18 protein-coding genes are annotated in these 17940 nt (G+C 74.3%); 7 read left to right on the top strand and 11 right to left on the bottom strand.

All coding sequences use genetic code 11. The features are described from left to right. Positions 1-2: 2 nt before the first annotated feature. From fxlM to EMA09_RS23180, 3 genes are all read right to left on the bottom strand, one after another. Positions 3-1238: a methyltransferase, FxLD system gene (fxlM, locus tag EMA09_RS23170; protein WP_129842910.1), complete on the bottom strand. Its 1236-nt coding sequence runs from the start codon at positions 1236-1238 to the stop codon at positions 3-5. Positions 1239-1398: 160 nt separating this feature from the next. Further along, positions 1399-2397, bottom strand: a complete 999-nt coding sequence (gene gap, locus EMA09_RS23175; protein ID WP_129842911.1) for a type I glyceraldehyde-3-phosphate dehydrogenase — start codon at positions 2395-2397, stop codon at positions 1399-1401. Positions 2398-2505: 108 nt separating this feature from the next. Beyond that, positions 2506-3462 (bottom strand): helix-turn-helix domain-containing protein, encoded by a 957-nt coding sequence (locus tag EMA09_RS23180; RefSeq protein WP_129842912.1) that lies wholly within the window; start codon positions 3460-3462, stop codon positions 2506-2508. A gap of 153 nt (positions 3463-3615) precedes the next feature. On the opposite strand from EMA09_RS23180, the gene EMA09_RS23185 reads away from it, so the two are divergent. After that, positions 3616-4878 (top strand): APC family permease, encoded by a 1263-nt coding sequence (locus EMA09_RS23185; RefSeq protein WP_129842913.1) that lies wholly within the window; start codon positions 3616-3618, stop codon positions 4876-4878. Between the two features lie 16 nt (positions 4879-4894). Here the strand turns inward: EMA09_RS23185 and EMA09_RS23190 are convergent, their stop codons facing one another. Then, positions 4895-6316, bottom strand: coding sequence for an MFS transporter (locus EMA09_RS23190; protein ID WP_240796527.1), 1422 nt, complete (start codon positions 6314-6316; stop codon positions 4895-4897). Between the two features lie 78 nt (positions 6317-6394). Here EMA09_RS23190 and EMA09_RS23195 point away from each other — a divergent pair, with 78 nt between their 5' ends. After that, complete coding sequence (locus tag EMA09_RS23195) at positions 6395-6997, top strand: TetR/AcrR family transcriptional regulator (protein WP_129842914.1); 603 nt, start codon at positions 6395-6397, stop codon at positions 6995-6997. 16 nt (positions 6998-7013) lie between these two features. Here EMA09_RS23195 and EMA09_RS23200 read toward each other — a convergent pair whose 3' ends face one another. The 4 genes from EMA09_RS23200 to EMA09_RS23215 all read right to left on the bottom strand — a co-directional run bounded on the left by EMA09_RS23200 (position 7014) and on the right by EMA09_RS23215 (position 11317). Further along, positions 7014-7424, bottom strand: coding sequence for an SRPBCC family protein (locus EMA09_RS23200; RefSeq protein WP_129842915.1), 411 nt, complete (start codon positions 7422-7424; stop codon positions 7014-7016). 156 nt (positions 7425-7580) lie between these two features. Continuing rightward, a complete protein-coding gene (locus EMA09_RS23205; RefSeq protein WP_129842916.1) occupies positions 7581-8615 on the bottom strand; it encodes a glycoside hydrolase family 11 protein in 1035 nt (344 codons plus the stop codon). Positions 8616-8990: 375 nt separating this feature from the next. Beyond that, positions 8991-9686 (bottom strand): response regulator, encoded by a 696-nt coding sequence (locus tag EMA09_RS23210; protein WP_129842917.1) that lies wholly within the window; start codon positions 9684-9686, stop codon positions 8991-8993. Beyond that, entirely contained in the window at positions 9683-11317 is a 1635-nt protein-coding gene (locus EMA09_RS23215) for a sensor histidine kinase (protein ID WP_129842918.1), read from the bottom strand. Before EMA09_RS23215 ends, EMA09_RS23210 begins: the two co-directional genes overlap by 4 nt. Before the next feature lie 124 nt (positions 11318-11441). Between EMA09_RS23215 and EMA09_RS23220 the strand changes: the two genes are divergently transcribed. Continuing rightward, positions 11442-12839 (top strand): cation:dicarboxylase symporter family transporter, encoded by a 1398-nt coding sequence (locus EMA09_RS23220; protein WP_129842919.1) that lies wholly within the window; start codon positions 11442-11444, stop codon positions 12837-12839. A 34-nt stretch (positions 12840-12873) separates the two neighbouring features. Here the strand turns inward: EMA09_RS23220 and EMA09_RS23225 are convergent, their stop codons facing one another. Further along, entirely contained in the window at positions 12874-13446 is a 573-nt protein-coding gene (locus EMA09_RS23225) for a CGNR zinc finger domain-containing protein (protein WP_129842920.1), read from the bottom strand. A gap of 119 nt (positions 13447-13565) precedes the next feature. Between EMA09_RS23225 and EMA09_RS23230 the strand changes: the two genes are divergently transcribed. Together EMA09_RS23230 and EMA09_RS23235 are read left to right on the top strand one after the other, a co-directional pair. Then, positions 13566-13967, top strand: coding sequence for a carboxymuconolactone decarboxylase family protein (locus tag EMA09_RS23230; RefSeq protein ID WP_129842921.1), 402 nt, complete (start codon positions 13566-13568; stop codon positions 13965-13967). Beyond that, positions 13964-14875: a phosphotriesterase gene (locus EMA09_RS23235; protein ID WP_129842922.1), complete on the top strand. Its 912-nt coding sequence runs from the start codon at positions 13964-13966 to the stop codon at positions 14873-14875. Before EMA09_RS23230 ends, EMA09_RS23235 begins: the two co-directional genes overlap by 4 nt. A gap of 178 nt (positions 14876-15053) precedes the next feature. Here the strand turns inward: EMA09_RS23235 and EMA09_RS23240 are convergent, their stop codons facing one another. Continuing rightward, positions 15054-15440 carry a helix-turn-helix domain-containing protein gene (locus tag EMA09_RS23240; RefSeq protein WP_129842923.1) on the bottom strand — a complete coding sequence of 129 codons (387 nt, stop codon included), beginning with the start codon at positions 15438-15440 and terminating at the stop codon, positions 15054-15056. A gap of 115 nt (positions 15441-15555) precedes the next feature. Between EMA09_RS23240 and EMA09_RS23245 the strand changes: the two genes are divergently transcribed. Continuing rightward, positions 15556-16413, top strand: a complete 858-nt coding sequence (locus EMA09_RS23245) for an NAD(P)H-binding protein (RefSeq protein ID WP_129842924.1) — start codon at positions 15556-15558, stop codon at positions 16411-16413. 16 nt (positions 16414-16429) lie between these two features. Here EMA09_RS23245 and EMA09_RS23250 read toward each other — a convergent pair whose 3' ends face one another. Then, positions 16430-17353 (bottom strand): zinc-binding dehydrogenase, encoded by a 924-nt coding sequence (locus EMA09_RS23250; protein WP_129842925.1) that lies wholly within the window; start codon positions 17351-17353, stop codon positions 16430-16432. Positions 17354-17460: 107 nt separating this feature from the next. Here EMA09_RS23250 and EMA09_RS23255 point away from each other — a divergent pair, with 107 nt between their 5' ends. Further along, entirely contained in the window at positions 17461-17904 is a 444-nt protein-coding gene (locus EMA09_RS23255) for a MarR family winged helix-turn-helix transcriptional regulator (RefSeq protein WP_129842926.1), read from the top strand. Positions 17905-17940 lie beyond the last annotated feature (36 nt).

Below are 17940 nucleotides of genomic sequence, written 5' to 3' on the forward strand. Positions count from 1 at the left end.
CGTCACGCCGTGCGCGGCCAGTCGACGACGAGACGGCTGTGGACCTTGTCCACGACGAAGCGCGGGTCGGCGGCGGTCAGGTGCTCACGGGCGCCGGCGACGGCCATCCGGAAGGAGGGCGCGGGCCCGGTGTTGCCCCAGCCCGTCTCCCAGGCGCGGATCTCGGTGACGACCTGCTCGGCGAGCCGGGCGGCGCGGGGGCCGTGGCCGATGACGCCGATCTCCCAGAAGCGGCCCGCGTCGTCCTCACCCTCGCGGATGGTCAGGTAGGCGAGGGAGCTTTCGTCGAGGGCGGCCATCGAGCCCCACGCGAAGTGCGGGACGAAGCCGGGCCGCGACCCGGGCATGCGCGACAGGCCGTTGGGCAGCACGCACGCCAGGTACAGGTACAGCCATTCGAACGGGGCGCCCCGGCGGAACTTCACGCCGGTCCATGCCCCGGCGGGTGGCTGGCCGAGGACCGTGCGGATCGCGTCGCGGTCCACGTCCTGCTCGCCGAAGGTCTCCAGATGGACGTCGCCCTCGCCTGCCATGCGCACGAGGGTGCGAACGTCGTCCAGGGCGCCTTCGCGCATCGGTACGAAGGTGGCCATCTCGGACGAGACGGTCCGCCAGGTGTCACCGTCGCGTTCGAACGCGAAGCTGCGGGAGACGCTGCCGCGGATGCGCATCGGGAGGACGAAGCGCCCGCCGGGCGCGAGCTGGTCGAGCACCCCGGTGGGTACGTCGCCCGCGCCGACGGTGAACTGGACGCGGTCGAAGGGGGCGTGTTCGCGCAGGCCGGCCGCACCGTCGCCCAGCACGACGGTCACATTTGCCGCCCCGGCCCCCGCGAGGCGCTGCCGGGCGCCGTGGACCAGGTCGGGATCCACGTCGATGGTCCACACGTGACCGCCGGGCGCGACGAGCCGGCCCAGCAGGGCGGCGTTGTAGCCGGTGGCCGCCCCGGCCTCCAGGACCCGGTGGCCCGGCTGCGCGCCGAGCTGCTCCAACTGGGTCGCGACGATGGACGGTGCGGAGATGCACGAGATCATCGCCCCGGTCCCGTCGTGCTTGATCGGCACGGCCTCCTCGGCGTACGCGGCCTCCCGGTCGACGCCGGGGAGGAACCGGTGACGCTCGGTGGCCCGGAAGGCGTCGATGACGGCGGGACTGAGCAGGTGACCGCTCCGGGTGAGGCGGGCCACGAGGGCGTCCCTCGGATCCATGGCGCCGGTGGGCGTCCGGGTGATGTCCATGCGGCGCAGGGTAGGGCCGGGGGCGACCGGGCGATCCGGGAGAACGGCCGGGCGACGGCTGCTTGACGGCTGGTCGGGCGAAGGCCGCCGGACGGGCGGGGCCGGTGCGTCGCGCGGCGCTGACCGCTCGATCGAGTGGACAGCGCCGTGCGATGTCCGGTCAGCGGGTGGCGAGGAGTTCGAGGGTGTCGATCACCCGGTTCGAGAAGCCCCACTCGTTGTCGTACCAGGCGACCACCTTGACGTGGCGGCCCTCGACCCGGGTGAGCGCCGAGTCGAAGATCGACGAGGCGGGGTTGCCCGTGATGTCGGACGACACGAGCGGGTCCTCCGAGTACTCCAGGACACCGGCGAGCGGCCCCTCCGCCGCGGCACGGTACGCCGCCAGCACGTCGTCGCGCGTCACGTCGCGGGCGACCGTCGTGTTGAGCTCGACGATCGAGCCCACCGGCACGGGCACACGGATCGAGTCGCCCGACAGCTTGCCGTCGAGGTTCGGCAGCACCAGACCGATCGCCTTGGCCGCGCCGGTCGTCGTCGGCACGATGTTGACGGCCGCGGCCCGGGCACGGCGGGCGTCGCGGTGCGGGCCGTCCTGCAGGTTCTGCTCCTGCGTGTAGGCGTGCACCGTCGTCATGAACCCGTGCTCGATGCCGGCCAGTTCGTCCAGGACGGCGGCCAGCGGCGCGAGCGCGTTCGTCGTGCAGGAGGCGTTCGAGACGATCCGGTGCGCGGCCGGGTCGTACGCGTCGGTGTTGACGCCGTACGCGAGCGTGACGTCCGCGCCGTCCGACGGCGCGCTGACCAGCACCTTCCCCGCGCCCGCCGCGAGGTGGGCACCGGCGGCCTTCGCGGCCGTGAAACGGCCGGTGGCCTCCAGGGCGATGTCGACGCCGAGCGCCGCCCACGGCAGCCGCGCCGGGTCGCGTTCGGCCAGCACGGAGATCCGGCGGCCGTCCACGACCAGGGCGTCCCCGTCGACGGTCACCGGGCGCCCGAGCCGGCCGGCCGTGCTGTCGTACGCGAGCAGCCGGGCGAGCGCGGCGGGCTCCGTCAGGTCGTTGACGGCGACGACCTCCAGGGCACTGTCGCGTTCCAGCAGCGCGCGCAGCACGTTGCGTCCGATGCGGCCGAATCCGTTGATGGCGATGCGAGTCATGAGTGGTGTCCCTTTCCCTTCACCACCAGGCTCGTCCGCCGCCCGTGCCGCCGACAGTGGCGGGATCGCCATGGTTCGCGAGGATCCCGCCAGCCCCCGCGGGGCGGCTCACTCGCCCCGCGTGAAGGTGCGGCGGTACTCGCTCGGCGTGGTGCCGAGGATGCGCTGGAAGTGCAGCCGCAGGTTCGCGCCGGTGCCGAGACCGACGTCGGCGGCGATCTGCTCGACGCTGCGCTGCGACCGTTCGAGCAGTTCACGGGCCAGGTCGACGCGGGCGCGCATCACCCACTGCATCGGCGTGTACCCGGTCTCCTCGACGAAGCGCCGGGAGAACGTGCGCGGCGAGACCTCGGCCTGCCGCGCCAGGGCGTCGAGGGTGAGGTTGTCGCCGAGCCGGTGCAGCGCCCACTCACGGGTGGCGGCGAACCGTTCGCCCAGCGGCTCGGGGACGCTGCGCGGCACGTACTGGGCCTGGCCGCCGCTGCGGTAGGGCGCCGCGACCAGGCGCCTGGCCGCGTGGTTGGACGCGGCCACCCCGAGGTCGCCGCGCAGGATGTGCAGGCACAGGTCGATGCCGGACGCGGCGCCCGCCGAGGTGAGCACGCTGCCCTCGTCGACGAACAGCACGTTCTCGTCGACCCGGACGAGCGGATGCCTCGCGGCGAGCGCCCGCGTGTAGTGCCAGTGCGTCGTGGCGCGCCGGCCGTCGAGCAGGCCGGTGGCGGCGAGCGCGAAGGCGCCCGTCGAGATGGCGGCGAGCCGCGCGCCCCGGCCGTGGGCGGTGACCAGGGCGTCGACAACGGCCCGCGGCGGGTCGTCCCGGTCCGGGGCGCGGTAGCCGGGGACGAACACGATGTCGGCCCACGCGAGCGCGTCGAGGCCGTGAGCGACGTGGTAGGCGAGGCCGTCGCCGCCGGCCACGGGTCCGGGCGCCGCGCCGCACACCCGTACCTCGTACGGCATGCTCGCGCGGGTCGTGAAGACCTGCGCGGGGATCCCGACGTCGAGCGGCTTGGCGCCGTCGAGCACGAGGACGGCGACGCGATGCAGTCGGTGGTCCGGCACACGAGGAGGGTACGCGGGGCGCGGCACGGTACGCCCGTCACCGGATGTTCGCGGCACGGTCGGGCGGCCGTCTCCCGGCCGACGTGCGAGCCGCCCATCGTGGCCCGACGCCGGATCCCGTCGGGAACGGCCCGGCCGCCGGGGGAGTGGGGCATGAGCGGACCGCCGACCGCCGTTCGGACGCTGGGTCTGCGGGACGCCGTGGTGATCGGCCTGGGCGCGATGCTCGGCGCGGGCGTCTTCGCCGCCCTGGCGCCGGCCGCCCACGCCGCCGGCTCCGGACTCCTGATCGGCCTCGCGCTCGCGGCGGTCGTCGCCCACTGCAACGCCACCTCCACCGCCCGGCTCGCCGCGGTCCATCCGGTCTCCGGCGGCGCCTACGTGTACGGGCGCGAGCGGCTCGGCGACTTCTGGGGCCACCTGGCCGGATGGGGCTTCGTCGTCGGCAAGACGGCCTCCTGCGCGGCGATGGCGATGACGGCCGGCTCGTACGTGTGGCCGGGACGGGAGGGCGCCGTCGCGGTCGCGGCGGTGGTGGCGCTCACCGCCGTGAACTGCGCGGGAGTGCAGAAGTCGGCCCGGGTGACCCGCGTGATCGTGGCGCTGGTCCTGGCCGTGCTCGCCGCCGTGGTGGCCGCCGCCCTCACGTCCGGCGCCTCGGACGCGGCCCGGCTGCACCTCGGCGGCGAGGTGAGCGCCGGCGGGGTGCTCGGGTCGGCCGGTCTGCTGTTCTTCGCGTTCGCCGGGTACGCGCGCATCGCCACCCTCGCCGAGGAGGTACGGGACCCGGCGGTCACCATTCCCCGGGCCGTTCCCGTCGCGCTCGGCATCACCCTGGTGGTCTACGCGGCCGTCGCTCTCGCCGTCCTCGCGGTCCTCGGCCCGGAGAGGCTGGCGGATGCCCCGGCGCCGCTCGCCGACGCGGTCCGGGCGGCCGGGGCGGACCGGCTCGTGCCCGTCGTCCGCGCCGGGGCGGCCGTCGCGGCGCTCGGTTCGCTGCTCGCGCTGCTCCTCGGCGTCTCCCGCACCACGCTCGCGATGGCCCGCGACCGGCACCTGCCGCACGTCCTGGCCGCGGTGCACCCGAGGACCCGGGTGCCGGTGCGCGCCGAACTCGCGGTCGGCGCGGTGGTGGCGGTGCTCGCCGTCACCGTGGACCTGCGCGGGGCGATCGGCTTCTCGTCCTTCGGCGTGCTGGTCTACTACGCGGTGGCCAACGCCTCCGCGTGGACGCTCGCGCCGGACGAGGGCCGCCCGCCGCGCGTCGTACCCGCCCTGGGGCTGGCCGGCTGTCTGGTGCTGGCGTTCGCCCTGCCGCTCTCCTCGGTGCTCGCCGGGGCCGCGGTACTGACGTTCGGTGCTGTTCTGTACGGGGTGCGCCGTGTCGTGTCCGGAACGGCGCGGGCGCGTCGCTGACCGGCGGCCGGGCGGGTCACGTCGGTTCGTCCGCCGGCGCGGGGGACGGCGCGGGCACGGCGGCGGGGGCGCGTCCGCCGGAGGGCAGGACGCAGGCCAGCGCCGCCGTGGCCACGCACAGCACCGCGACCACCGTGAAGACGGGCCGCAGGGCCGCCCCCGAGCCGGTCCCGTGAGCGGCGGCCACGGTGACGAGGGCCGCGAGGCCGAGTGCGCCGCCGAGCTGCCGCGTCGTGTTCATCAGCCCCGACGCCGCGCCCGCGTCGCGCGGGTGGGCGCCGGAGGTCACCGTCGTCGTGATCGGCGTGCTGAGCAGGCCCATGCCCGCCGACATGACGAGCGCGGGGCCGAACAGGCCCACCAGATAGCTGTCGCCCGGCGCGATACGGCTCTGCCACAGGAACCCCGCTGCGGCCAGCAGGGAACTCGCCACGATCAGCGCGCGGGCACCGAAGCGGCCCATGAGGACGGACGCGAGACGGGCGCCGGCGATGCCGCCCAGCGTGTGGGGCAGGAAGCCGAGTCCGGTGGCCAGGGCGCCGTAGTGCAGGACCTCCTGCATGTAGAGGGAGAGGAAGTACCACATCGGGATGAAGCAGGCGCCGGCCACCAGCATGACCGCGTTGCCCGCCCAGACGGGGCGCAGCCGCACCAGGCGGGGCGGTACGAGCGGGTTGCCCGACGGGCGGCGTTCGACCAGGACCAGTGCCGTCAGCAGGACGGCGCCGCCCCCGAGTCCGGTCAGGGTCGCCGGGCCGGTCCAGCCGTCGCGCTGGGCCTGCGTCATGCCCCAGACGAGGGCGGTGACGCCGCCGGTCGCCAGGACCGCGCCGGGCAGGTCGAGGGCGCGGCGTGCCGTCGCAGGCCGGTCGGCGGGCAGCAGCCGGAGCGCGGCGACGGCGGCGATCGCGCCGACCGGCACGTTGATCAGCAGCGTCCACCGCCACGACAGGCCGTCGGTGAGGATTCCGCCCAGGAGGTTGCCGGTGGCGCCGCCGGCGGAGCTGACGGCGGACCACACCGCCAGCGCGCGGGTGCGTGCCGGGCCTTCGCCGAACGTCGTCGTCAGCACGGTGAGGGTGGCCGGGGCGAGCACGGCGGCCCCGAGGCCCTGGACGGCGCGCATCGCGGTCAGGACGCCGGGCGCGGTGGCGAGGCCGCCGGCCAGGCTCGCGACGGTGAACAGGCCGAGGCCGGCGAGCAGGACGCGCCGGCGCCCGTACAGGTCGGCCAGCCGTCCGCCGAGCAGCAGGAAACCGGCGAACGCGAGGGCATAGCCGTTCACGACCCACTGCAGCCCCACCGCGTCGAAACCGAGGTCCGTGCGGAGCGAGGGCAGGGCCACGTTCACGACGGACACGTCCAGCACGACCATGAACTGCGCCGCGCACGCGAGGCGCAGCACGCCGGTCGCGCGGGCGTCGTGGTGTCCCATCATTCCCCGTCCCGTGGTGGGCTGTTGGTAGTACAGCTGTACCATGAAAACGTCGGGGACGAGGGGAAGGAGGGGCCGCGGATGCCGAAGAGGGTCGACCACGGCGAGCGCCGGGCGCACATCGCCGACGCGCTGGTACGGCTCGCCGCCCGCGAGGGCCTGCACACGGTCACGCTGCGCGGCGTCGCGGCCGAGGCGGGGATGTCGCTCAATCTGGTGCAGTACTACTTCGCCACGAAGGCGGAGCTGCTGCGCGCCACGCTGGACCACCTGGAGGCCGGGAGCCATGAGCGATGGGCGGCGCGGCTGCGTGCGCTGCCGCGGCCGGTGACGGCGCGGGCCTACCTGGAGGCGTTCTGCGCCGAGGCCCTGCCGGGGGACGGGCCGAGCCGCGCGTTCCAGCTCGTGTGGACGTCGTACGCCGTCCTCGCGATGACGGACCCCGAGCTGGCGGCGCAGCCGTTCGTGGCGGGTCCCGACCGGCTGGAGGCGCAGCTCACGGAGGTGCTGAGCGAGGCGCACGCGGCGGGGGAGCTGACCGCCGGCGCCGAGCCGGCCACCGAGGCCGCCCGACTGCTGGCGCTCACCCACGGTCTGGGCACGAGCGTCCTGGTCGGGCAGCGCACGGCGGAGCGGGCGGCGGCGGTCCTCGGCGCGCACCTGGACGCGCTCTTCGCCCGCTGACCGGGCCGCGCCGGGGTCAGGCGCGTTCCAGCAGCTCCTTGAGGGCGGCGAGGTCGGCGGCCACCATGCCGGCGTCGCGCCGGAACTCGTCGTCGCTCATTCCGGCGAGGCGGCGCAGGGTGAAGACGACCTCGCTGCCCTCACCGTCCGCGATCACCCGCAGGGGGTTGTACACGGTCTCGCCGGACGGCAGCACGACGTCGTGGTCGAGGACGCCGAACGGGTTGCGGGGCGCGAACTCGACGGTGACCCGCCCCATCGGCGACGACTCCGCCACCCACTGACCGTCGACGCGGACGACGGAATCGCCGAGGCCCCGCGCCCACCGGGGGAGGTTCTCGGGATCCGCGGTGAAGTCGTACACGTCCTGGACGGGGCGGTCGATGTGGACACTGATGTGCTGCGAGTGCGATGACGAGACGTTCATGACGGCGAAAGTACCGACCAGGAGCAGCACCGTCTTGAACATTCCGGCCGCGGCTCAACCGATCCCACGGACCAACTTCTCCAACGCCTCGTCCCCCGTCGCGGCCCGGTGTGGCGCGGCGGTTGGTGGCCGCCGCGCCGGTGGGGGGTGGCCGTCTCAGCCTGTACTGCAGGAGACCGTCGGCCAGTTCCAGTTGCCGTTGTGTCTGATCGTCACGCCGAACGTGTTGCCGTTGCCGTTCGGTCTCGCCGTCATCACCTGACTGCTCGGCCATGACGCCGTGGTGTTCCAGGTGGCGATGACGCTGGCCGGTGACGGGACGTTCATCGTCACCGTCCAGTTGCTCGAACCGGACACCGCGACGTTCAGGTTGTACCGGTCGCTCCACTGCTGGCCCGCGGACAGGGTGGCCGTGCAGCCGCCGCCGCCCCCTCCGCCTCCGCCGTCGCCGCCCCCGCCGGAGGACGAGCCCAGCGTGATGTTCGAACTGCCGCTGCTCTGGTAGCCCTCGGTCGCGAGGATCATGTAGTCGTGGGAGCCCAGGTTCATGCCGTGGCGCGCCCACGCGTCGAAGTGGTTGCCGGTGGTGATGGTCCCCCCGGTCCGCTTCGTCTGCCGGACGCTCCAGTACTGCTGGAAGGTCCTGGTCCCCTCGATGGACGGCGCGTTGTACCGCGTCGTCTCGTAGATGTCGTACGTCCCGCCGTCACTGGTGACGGTGCCCTTGAACGTGCCGGTCGGCCGGTAGGTGCCCCAGTTGTCGACGATGTAGTACTCCACGAGCGGGTTCCTGGACCAGCCGTAGAGCGCGAGGTAGGCGTTGCCCGACGGGTTGAAGCTGCCCGAGTAGGTGACGGACCTGCGTCCGCCGGTGCTCCAGCCCTTGCCGGCGACGAAGTTCCCGGTGTTGCTCCACGATGTCCGGTAGTTGCCGCCGGAGCCCATCGTCATGGAGACCGAGCCGGGCGCGTCCGTCCAGAACGAGTAGAAGTACCCGTTGTCCGTGCCGGTCCCATTGGTCGTCACCGTCGTGTCGGCGTTGGCCGCCGTCGGCGGGATCGCCGCGGTGATCAGCAGTGCGGCGCACGCGGCGCCGATGAGCAGCCGGAGGCGGCCGAACAGCCGCAGCAGCGGCAGCCGCCCCGGCCGGCCGCGTGCGCGGCGCCTCGGGTGGGTGGGGGCGTCGTGCATGTGCGTGCTCCCTTCCTGTACAGGAGGTCGGGGAAGCCAGGCAGCGTGCTGTGACCCGGTGGGGCTGTCGGTGGGGTGACTCCGGCCGTGCGGCAGCGTACGTCCCACGCTGCGCCGGTCGGCCGGCCGTCGTGGGGCCGACGACCGCTGAACGCCGGGCCGTACGACCACGGCCTGGATTCGTCAGTGTTGGACCGGCCCCTGGGGTTGTCAACGGTTCCCGCAAAAGTTCCGGAAGTGTTGGCCGTTGGGGGATTGAGTGGGGGTGCGTCAGCCCTGGTCAGGCCGTGTGGTCCGCGAGGCGGGCGGAGTCGGGGAGCGTGAATGGGGGTTGGGGGAGTGATGAACTCCGAAAGTTTTCGGTGGTGTTCCGGATTATGTCGCAGGGCGCCAGTGGTAGCCGACCTCGGGGCGGCCCACGGCGCCGTAGCGCGGCACGCGCTCCGCGTTCCCGATGGCGACCAGGTGCTCCAGGTAACGGCGCGCCGTGATCCGTGACATGCCGGCCCGTGCGCCCGTCTCGGCCGCCGTGACACCCTCTTCGCCGGCCGCCCGGATGATGCGTGTCACGGCCGCAAGCGTCGGCCCGCTCATGCCCTTCGGCAACGCCACGGGCTGCGGCGCGCGCAGCGCGGCCAGGGCGCGGTCCACCTCGTCCTGGCCGCCCGCCTCCCCGGCCGCCGCGCGGTACTCGGCGTAGCGCGTCAACCGGTCGCGCAGCGTGGGGAAGGCGAATGGCTTCAGCACGTACTGCACGACGCCGAGGGACACGCTGTCGCGGACCACCGCCAGGTCGCGGGCCGACGTCACCGCGATCACGTCGGCGCCGTGCCCCGCCGCCCGCAGCGCGCGCACGAGCGCGAGACCGTGCCCGTCCGGCAGGTAGAGGTCGAGCAGCAGCAGATCGACCGGTGTGCGGCCGAGGAAACGGCGCGCCTCCGCAACACTGTGTGCGGTGCCGCGCACGGCGAAGCCCGGGACCCGCTCCACGTACCGGCCGTGCGCCTCGGCGGCGAGCGGATCGTCCTCCACGACGAGCACGCCGATCGCGTCCGCCTCCGCGCCGGTCACGCCGGGACCTCCGCGCGCAGCGGGAGCCGGACCGTGAAACAGGCGCCGGCCTCCCGGCCGGTCTCCGCCTCGATCGTGCCGCCGTGCCGGCGGACCGTCTGCCCGACCAGCGCCAGGCCGAGGCCGCGGCCCGGCCCCTTCGTGGACCAGCCGCGCCGGAACGCCCCGGCCGCGGCCTCCGGCGTCATGCCGGGGCCGGTGTCGCGGACCCGCAGCAGCAGCTCGCCGCCGGTCGTGCCCGCCGTGACGGTGACGCGGGCGGGACCGGCGGGCCCGACCGGACCGGCGGCGGCGTCGAGGGCGTTGTCGATCAGGTTGCCGAGGACGGTGACCAGGTCGCGGGCCGGCAGCCGGTCGGGCAGGACGCCGTCGTCGATGCGGCTGTCGTCGGTGAGGACCAGTTCGACGCCGCGTTCCGCCGCCTCCGCGGCCTTGCCGAGGAGCAGCGCGGCGAGCACCGGCTCGGCGACCGCGGCCACCACCCGGTCGGTGAGCGCCTGGGCGAGCTCCAGCTCCGCGGTGGCGAACGAGACGGCCTCCTCCGCGCGGCCCAGCTCGATCAGGGAGACGACGGTGTGCAGCCGGTTGGCCGTCTCATGGGCCTGCGCGCGCAGCGCCTCGGCGAACCCGCGGGCCGAGTCCAGCTCGCCCGCGAGCGCCCGCAGCTCCGTGTGGTCGCGCAGGGTGACGACCGTCCCGTGCCGGTCGCCGCCGGACACGGGCGAGCTGTTCACGACGAGGACACGGTCGTCCGTGACATGGACCTCGTCGACGCGCGGGCCGCCGGACAGCAGGGCCGCGCCGAGCGCGGCGGGCAGCCCGAACGCGGTCACGGGCCGGCCGGTCGGGTCCTCACCGGCGTCCGCGAGGCCGAGGAGTTCGCGGCCCGCGTCGTTGATCAGCGCGATACGGCCGTCCCCGTCGACGAGGACGAGCCCTTCGCGGACGGCGTGCAGGGTGGCCTGGTGGTAGTCGTACAGGCGGCTCAGCTCGGCGGCGTTCATGCCGTGCGTGTGGCGGCGCAGCCGCGCGTTGACCGCCCACGTGCCGAGGCCGCCGACGAGCAGGGCGCCGGCGGCGACGGCGACGAGCGCGGTGACCTGGCCGGCGAGCCGCTCGCCGATCGTGTCCACCGTGATGCCGACGCTGACGAGGGCGGTGATCGCGCCACTGTCCGGGTCGTGGACGGGCGTGACGACGCGGACGGACCGGCCGAGCGTCCCGGTGTACGTCTCGGTGAACGTCTCCCCGGCGAGCGCCCGCTCCGTGTGGCCGAGGAACGTCCCACCGATCCGGTCGGGTTCGGGGTGCGTGTAGCGGACACCGTCGGTGTCCATGATCGTGACGAACGTGACGCCGGTGTGCCGGCGCACCTCCTCGGCGTACGGCTGGAGCGCGTCCGTACGGTCGGAACGGTCCGGCTCGGCGAGGGCGGCGGCCACCGAGGGGGAGTCGGCGATGGCCCGCGCGGTGGCGGTGACCTGGTCCTCGGCGGCCTCCCGCACCTGGGACCGGTCCGCCAGGTAGGCGAACACGACGCAGCCGGCCACCACGACCGCGACCAGCAGCGCCTGCAGGGCGAAGAGCTGGCCGGCCAGGCTGCGGGGGCGCGGCGCGCGGGTCAGGGACATGCGGCCAGTGTGCCGGGAATGGTGCGGTTCCGGCCACGACCGTAATGAACACAAGGGTGACGGGGGTCACATCCGGGTGGATAGTCGCGGCAGCCCACTCCACGACGACGAGGAGGAGCGGACCATGACCGCCCCTGTCACCGACAAGAACGCCGCACGGCGGCGCGATCGTTCCCACTGGCTGTACCCGGCCGTCATCGTCGCGGTCGTCGCGGGGATCGCGATCGGCCTCGCGGCCCCCGACGCGGCCGTCGAGCTGAAGCCGCTGGGCACCGGATTCGTCAATCTGATCAAGATGATGATCTCGCCGGTCATCTTCTGCACGATCGTGCTCGGCATCGGATCGGTGCGCAAGGCGGCGAAGGTCGGGGCGGTGGGCGGTCTCGCGCTCGGCTACTTCCTCGTCATGTCGACCCTGGCGCTGGCCGTCGGCCTGGTCGTCGGCAACGTCCTGGAGCCCGGCTCCGGGCTGCACCTCACCGAGGCGACGGCGGAGGCGGGCGCGGCCCAGGCCGAGGGCGCGAGCGAGTCGACCACGGACTTCCTGCTCGGCATCATCCCGACGACGATCGTCTCCGCCCTGACGGAGGGCGAGGTGCTGCAGACGCTGCTGGTCGCGCTGCTCGCCGGGTTCGCGCTGCAGGCGATGGGCGGGGCGGGCGAGCCGCTGCTCCGGGGCGTGCAGCACCTCCAGAAGCTGGTCTTCCGGATGCTGGCCATGATCATGTGGCTGGCGCCGGTGGGCGCGTTCGGCGCGATGGCGGCCGTCGTCGGCGAGACCGGGACGGACGCGCTGCGGTCGCTCGCCGTCATCATGCTCGGTTTCTACGCCACCTGCGCGATCTTCGTCTTCGGCATCCTCGGGCTGGTCCTGCGGGTCGTCGCGGGGGTGAACGTCTTCTCGCTGCTGCGCTACCTCGGCCGCGAGTTCCTGCTGATCCTGTCCACGTCGTCGTCCGAGTCGGCGCTGCCGCGGCTGATCGCGAAGATGGAGCACGCGGGCGTGAGCCGGCCGGTCGTCGGCATCACCGTGCCGACCGGCTACTCGTTCAACCTCGACGGGACGGCGATCTACCTCACGATGGCGTCGCTGTTCATCGCCGAGGCGCTGGGCGACCCGCTGTCGCTGGGGGAGCAGGTGTCGCTGCTGGCGTTCATGGTCATCGCGTCCAAGGGTGCGGCCGGCGTCACCGGCGCGGGCCTCGCGACGCTCGCGGGCGGTCTCCAGTCGCACCGCCCCGAACTGCTGGACGGCGTCGGGCTCATCATCGGCATCGACCGTTTCATGAGCGAGGCGCGGGCGCTGACGAACTTCGCGGGCAACGCGATCGCCACCGTCGTCGTCGGCACCTGGACGAAGGAGATCGACCGCGACCGGATGCGTGCGGTGCTGAGCGGGGACCGGCCGTTCGACGAGACGACCCTCGTGGACGACGGGCACGGCGCAGGCGGGGACGGGACGGAGGGCGACCGGCCGGCGGTGCCGCCGCAGGAGTCCGTCGGCGCGGGCAGCGCGGGGTAGCCGCTGGAGGGGCGCCGCCGGCGGGCGTACGGGGTCAGTCCGTGGCCCGCGCGGCGCGGCGGCGTTCGCGGTGCGCCCGTACGCGGCCCCGGCTCGCACACGCCGCCGAGGGGCACCAGCGCCGCCGCCCGCCCTGATCCGAGAACACGGCGCGGCAGTCGCCCTCCGCGCAGACGGCGAGGTCCGCCCGCTCCGGACCCGTCAGGTGATCGACGGCCTGCCGCGCGATGCGGACGAACGCGGCGGCGGCCGTGGCGGGCGCCGAACGCAGCAGGCGGTCCGACGCGATCAGCCGTACGGTGTCGGGCTCCGCGTCGAGGAACCGCTGCAGTCCGGCGACCGCGTCGGCGGGCGGCGGCTCGCCGGTGGCCACGGCGAGCGCCACCGGCCGCAGGGTCTCGCGGAGGTCCCGCGCGGTGCGTACGTCGTCCGGGCCGGGTGCGGTGAGCGGTGCGACGCCGCTGCGGTCGAGCCACTCCGCGAGCCGCTCGGGGGAACTGAGGCGTTCGACGGGGCGCGGACTGAACGTGCGTCCGCTGGTCGCCAGCAGGTTCAGCCAGGTCGCTCCGCAGTCGAAGCGGAAGGCGAGGCGGTCGTCGTCATTCATGGTGCGAGTGTAACGGCTCATGCGTTACGCTGCGCTCGTAACGCCTGGGGCGTTACCGATGTCCGTCCGGTGCCGCCCATGGACCGTGCGCGCCACCGCCGACCGAGAAGGACCGACCCATGACCGTGCCCCACGACCTCACCCCCGCCCGGCTCGACCGCGCCGCGGGCCGGGAGACGCTGGACCTGCTGCAGGACGCGCCGACGCAGCAGGCCACCCTCCCCTGGCTCGACGAGGTGGCGCCCGGGTTCGCCGACTGGGTCGTCACCGCCCTCTTCGGCGGGACGTACCAGCGCGAGGGCCTGACGCTGAGGGACCGCCAGATAGCCAACCTCGCCGCGCTCGCCGCCCTCGGCGGAGTGGACCCGCAGCTCACCGGCCACGTCCGCACATGCCTGCGGATCGGCATGGAGGAGCGGGAGATCATCGAGGTGTTCGTCCACCTCGCCCCCTACATCGGCGTCCCCAAGGCGCTCGCCGGACTCCGCGTCGCGTCGGCCGCGCTCCGGGACGCCCGGTGAGCGGCGCGCCGGCCGTCCGGACGGTGCTGGGCGACGTCCCGCCCGGCGACCTGGGCGTCTGCGACTCCCACGACCACCTCTTCCTCAGCTCCCCGTCCCTCCCGGGTCAGGAGTTGGACGACCCGGTAGCCGCCGAGGCGGAACTGCGCGCGTTCCGCGCGGTGGGCGGCGGCACACTCGTGCAGTGGACGCCGCGCGGCATGGGCCGGCGGCGCGCGGAACTGGCCGCGTGCTCCCGGCGCACCGGTGTCCACGTCGTCGCGGCGACCGGTCTCCACCAGGCCCGGCACTACGCCCCCGAGGTGCGGGCACATCTCCTCGACGGCCTGGCGGAACGGTTCGTCGCCGACCTCACGACCGCCCCCGTGCGCGCGGGGCTGATCAAGACGGCCGGCGCGTTCCACGGCCTGGACGACCGCGCCCGGTACGTCATGACGGCGGCGGCCGAGGCGCACCACGCCACCGGCGCGCCCATCGCCGTCCACCTCGAACAGGGCACGGGCGCGCCGCAGGTCCTCGACCTGCTGTGCGGGCGGCTCGGCGTCCCGCCCACTTCGGTCGTCCTCGGGCACCTCGGGCGCGACCCCGACGGGCGCGCCCACGTGCGCGTGGCCCGTACCGGCTGTTTTCTCGCCTTCGACGGCCCGTCGCGCGCGCACCACGCGACGGACTGGCGGCTGCTCGACCTGCTCGCGGGCCTGGCGGACGCGGGTTGCGCCGAGCAGTTGCTGCTCGGCGGCGACACCACGACGGCCGCGGCCCGCGCCTCGACCGGCGGCGGACCCGGCGTCCCCCACCTGCTGACCGGGCTGCGGCCCCGGCTGGCGGAGGAGTTCGGGGAGGAGTTCGTCCGGGCCGTGTTCGTCACCAACCCGGCCCGCGCCTTCGCGGTGGACTGGCGCGCGTGACGGCGGACCGCGCCGCCCGGCGGACGGGCCGAGGCCGGGGATCGACCGGCCGGCTCGTCCCGCCCGGCCGTGGCCGTCGCCGTTCGGCGGGACGACCTCCGTCCACGAGGTGCCCGGCGGGGGAGGGGCGGCGGATGACCGGCCGGCGGCGCGGCCGCGGGAGTCCGTCGGCGCCCGGTCAGGCCCGGTCGTACGCCGCCCTGGCCGCCACGACCTGGCCGACGCGGGACTCCGACCAGCGGGCCAGCGCCCAGACCTGGCGGGCGGCCTCCTCGCCCAGCGGGGTCAGGGAGTAGTCGACCCGGGGCGGGATCACGGGGTGGGCCTCGCGGTGCACGAAGCCGTCCCGCTCCAGGGTCTGGAGCGTCTGCGCGAGCATCTTCTCGCTGACCCCGCCGATGGCCCGGCGCAGTTCGCTGAAGCGGCGGGTCCCGTCCAGGAGCACCGCGAGGACGAGTACGCCCCACCGGCTCGTGATGTGCTCCAGCACGCCGCGCGAGGGGCACGCCGCGTCGTTCACGTCCGCCCGCGCCACGAGCGCTCCGACCTCTTCGCTTACTGCCATGTAGGTAGCTTACTCAGAAGTGCGTACTCACTATGAGTAAGTAACGGCGTTAGGGTGAGCGTGGTCAGGAACGCGCGGCCGGTCCGCGCGGCCGAGTGAGAGGAAGACCCCACCCATGAGCATCGTCGTCACCGGAGCCACCGGGCACCTCGGCACCCTCGTCATCGACGAGCTGCTGCGGCGCGTCCCCGCCGACCGGGTCGTGGGCGTCGCGCGCAGCGCGGAGAAGGCGACGGCACTCGCCGATCGCGGCGTCGGCGTCCGGATCGCCGATTACGACGTGCCGGAGACGCTCGCCGGTGTGTTCCACGCGGGCGATGTCGTCCTGCTGATCTCCGGAAGTGAGGTCGGCAGGCGCGTCCCGCAGCACACGGCCGTCATAGCCGCGGCGAAGGCGGCCGGTGTCGCGCGCCTCGCCTACACCGGTGTGCTCGGCGGCCCGGACGCCGACTTCCTGCTCGCCGACGAGCACAAGGCGACCGAGCGGGCCATCCTCGACTCCGGTCTCCCCTACACGTTCCTCCGGCACGGCTGGTACACGGAGAACTACACCGGACAGATCCCCGTCCAGCTTGAGCACGGTGTCGTCGGCAGCGCGGGCGACGGCCGTATCGGCGCCGCGACGCGCGCCGACTACGCCGCCGCGGACGCGGAGGTCCTGGTCGGCGAGGGCCACGAGAACAAGGCGTACGAACTGAGCGGCGACACCGCCTGGACCCTCGCCGAGTACGCGGCCGAGCTGTCCCGGCAGTCGGGCAGTGAGGTCCCCTTCACCGACCTGCCCGCCGATGCCTACCGGAACGTCCTCGTCGGAGCCGGGGTGCCGGAGCCGATGGCGGGGATCCTGGTCGACGTGGACACGTCCGCCATCGCCCGCGGGCTGCTCCGGGGCGGCAGCGGTGAACTGGCCCGGCTCATCGGCCGCCCCACCACCCCCCTGGCCGACGCCATCGCGGCGGCGCTCAAGGGCTGAGCGCCGGCGGTCCCTGTCACGGGATCAGGACGACCTTGCCGAGGTTGCCGCGGGACTCGATGAGCCGGTGGGCACGCTCCGCCTCGGGGAGCGGTATCTCGGCGGCCACGCGGGGAAGCAGCACGCGGTTGCGATGGAGCTTCCACAGGTCGTCGCGCCAGCGCCCGTACACCTCGGGCTCGTCCCGGGCGACGGCGGCGATCCGGAATCCGATGACCGAGGCACAGCGGACGAGCAACTCGTAGGCGTCGACCGTGCCGCCGCCCGAACTGAAGGCGACCAGACGCCCGCCGGGCGCCAGGGCGCGCACCGCCGGGCCGAGGAGTTCTCCGCCGACGCCGTCCAGGACGACGTCGACCGGATCGCCCCAGGACTCGTCCCCGTAGAGCACGACCTCGTCGGCGCCGAGGCCGCGGACGAAATCCGCCTTCTCCGCACTGCTGACGGCCGCGACCACGCGGGACGCGCCGCCCGCCCTCGCGTACTGCAGGGCCAGAGTGCCGACCGCGCTGGCCGCGGCGGTGACCAGCACGGCGTCGCCGGGGCGGGGGCGGCCCGCCTCATGGGCGCCGCGCGCCACCAGGCCGCTGCGCACCAGCGCCACGGCATCCACGGCGGACGCCCCGTCGGGGATGACGGACGCCATCGACTGGTGCACGACGGCCAGTTCGGCGTAGGCGTGGCTGAAGCAGAGGCCGGTGACGCGGTCGCCCACGGCGAAAGCGGTGACGCCCGCGCCGACGGCGACCACGGCGCCCGCGACCTCGCCGCCGAGCGGAGCCGGCCCGCCGCCCTCGCTCACCTTCCGCACGGTCGGCAGCGTGACGCCGACCGCTTCGCTCCGGACGAGCAGCTCGCCCGGACCCGGCCGGGGCACGGGAGCCTCCTCGACGAAGAGGACCGCGGGGCCGCCGTTGCACTTAAGGCGGACACGACGCATGGGGCACCTCCGGTGGACTCGGATCCGAGGCCATTGGGATTTCCAATGAAACGAAGCGTAGCCCGGTTTCATTGGAAAGTCCAATGACCTCCGGATAGCCTGCTCCCATGACGTCCACCGAACGCCCGGGAGCCCTGGCGCACATCCAGTCCCTGCCGAGCTGGCTCGCCGGCCGGGTCGCGGCACGCGGCCGGGGCCTGGTCGCCGAGGCGATCGCCGAGGAAGGGCTGAAACTGCTGCACCACGCCGTGCTCGCCGCGGTGTCCGAGCACGGCCCGATCGCCCAGGCGGACGTGGCGCGCATGCTCGCCCTCGACGCGAAAGACCTCGTCCTCCTGCTCAACGACCTGGAGGCGGCCGGTCTCGCGGTGCGCGCACCGGACCCGGGCGACCGCCGCAAGAACGCGGTGACCGTGACGCCCGCCGGCGCACGCGTCCTGGAGCGGTGCGCCGAGTTGTCGGACCGGGCCAACGCGGAACTCCTGGCGCCGCTCAGCGAGGCGGAGGCGCGCCTGCTGATGGAACTGCTGACCCGCGTGCACGAGGCGTGACGCCTCCTCCCGCACCCCGGCCGGCCCGTGCCACGG

The sequence above is a fragment of the Streptomyces sp. RFCAC02 genome (genome assembly GCF_004193175.1).
Taxonomy (GTDB): domain Bacteria; phylum Actinomycetota; class Actinomycetes; order Streptomycetales; family Streptomycetaceae; genus Streptomyces.

Bases quoted from the DNA above. Each gene is read 5' to 3' on its own strand.
- EMA09_RS23250 (WP_129842925.1), bottom strand. From the start codon at position 17,353: ATGCGTCGTGTCCGCCTTAAGTGCAACGGCGGCCCCGCGGTCCTCTTC.
- EMA09_RS23245 (WP_129842924.1), top strand. From the start codon at position 15,556: ATGAGCATCGTCGTCACCGGAGCCACCGGGCACCTCGGCACCCTCGTC.
- EMA09_RS23205 (WP_129842916.1), bottom strand. From the start codon at position 8,615: ATGCACGACGCCCCCACCCACCCGAGGCGCCGCGCACGCGGCCGGCCG.
- EMA09_RS23230 (WP_129842921.1), top strand. From the start codon at position 13,566: ATGACCGTGCCCCACGACCTCACCCCCGCCCGGCTCGACCGCGCCGCG.
- EMA09_RS23220 (WP_129842919.1), top strand. From the start codon at position 11,442: ATGACCGCCCCTGTCACCGACAAGAACGCCGCACGGCGGCGCGATCGT.
- EMA09_RS23200 (WP_129842915.1), bottom strand. From the start codon at position 7,424: ATGAACGTCTCGTCATCGCACTCGCAGCACATCAGTGTCCACATCGAC.
- EMA09_RS23195 (WP_129842914.1), top strand. From the start codon at position 6,395: ATGCCGAAGAGGGTCGACCACGGCGAGCGCCGGGCGCACATCGCCGAC.
- EMA09_RS23255 (WP_129842926.1), top strand. From the start codon at position 17,461: ATGACGTCCACCGAACGCCCGGGAGCCCTGGCGCACATCCAGTCCCTG.
- EMA09_RS23240 (WP_129842923.1), bottom strand. From the start codon at position 15,440: ATGGCAGTAAGCGAAGAGGTCGGAGCGCTCGTGGCGCGGGCGGACGTG.
- EMA09_RS23185 (WP_129842913.1), top strand. From the start codon at position 3,616: ATGAGCGGACCGCCGACCGCCGTTCGGACGCTGGGTCTGCGGGACGCC.
- EMA09_RS23190 (WP_240796527.1), bottom strand. From the start codon at position 6,316: ATGATGGGACACCACGACGCCCGCGCGACCGGCGTGCTGCGCCTCGCG.
- EMA09_RS23215 (WP_129842918.1), bottom strand. From the start codon at position 11,317: ATGTCCCTGACCCGCGCGCCGCGCCCCCGCAGCCTGGCCGGCCAGCTC.
- gap (WP_129842911.1), bottom strand. From the start codon at position 2,397: ATGACTCGCATCGCCATCAACGGATTCGGCCGCATCGGACGCAACGTG.
- EMA09_RS23225 (WP_129842920.1), bottom strand. From the start codon at position 13,446: ATGAATGACGACGACCGCCTCGCCTTCCGCTTCGACTGCGGAGCGACC.
- fxlM (WP_129842910.1), bottom strand. From the start codon at position 1,238: ATGGACATCACCCGGACGCCCACCGGCGCCATGGATCCGAGGGACGCC.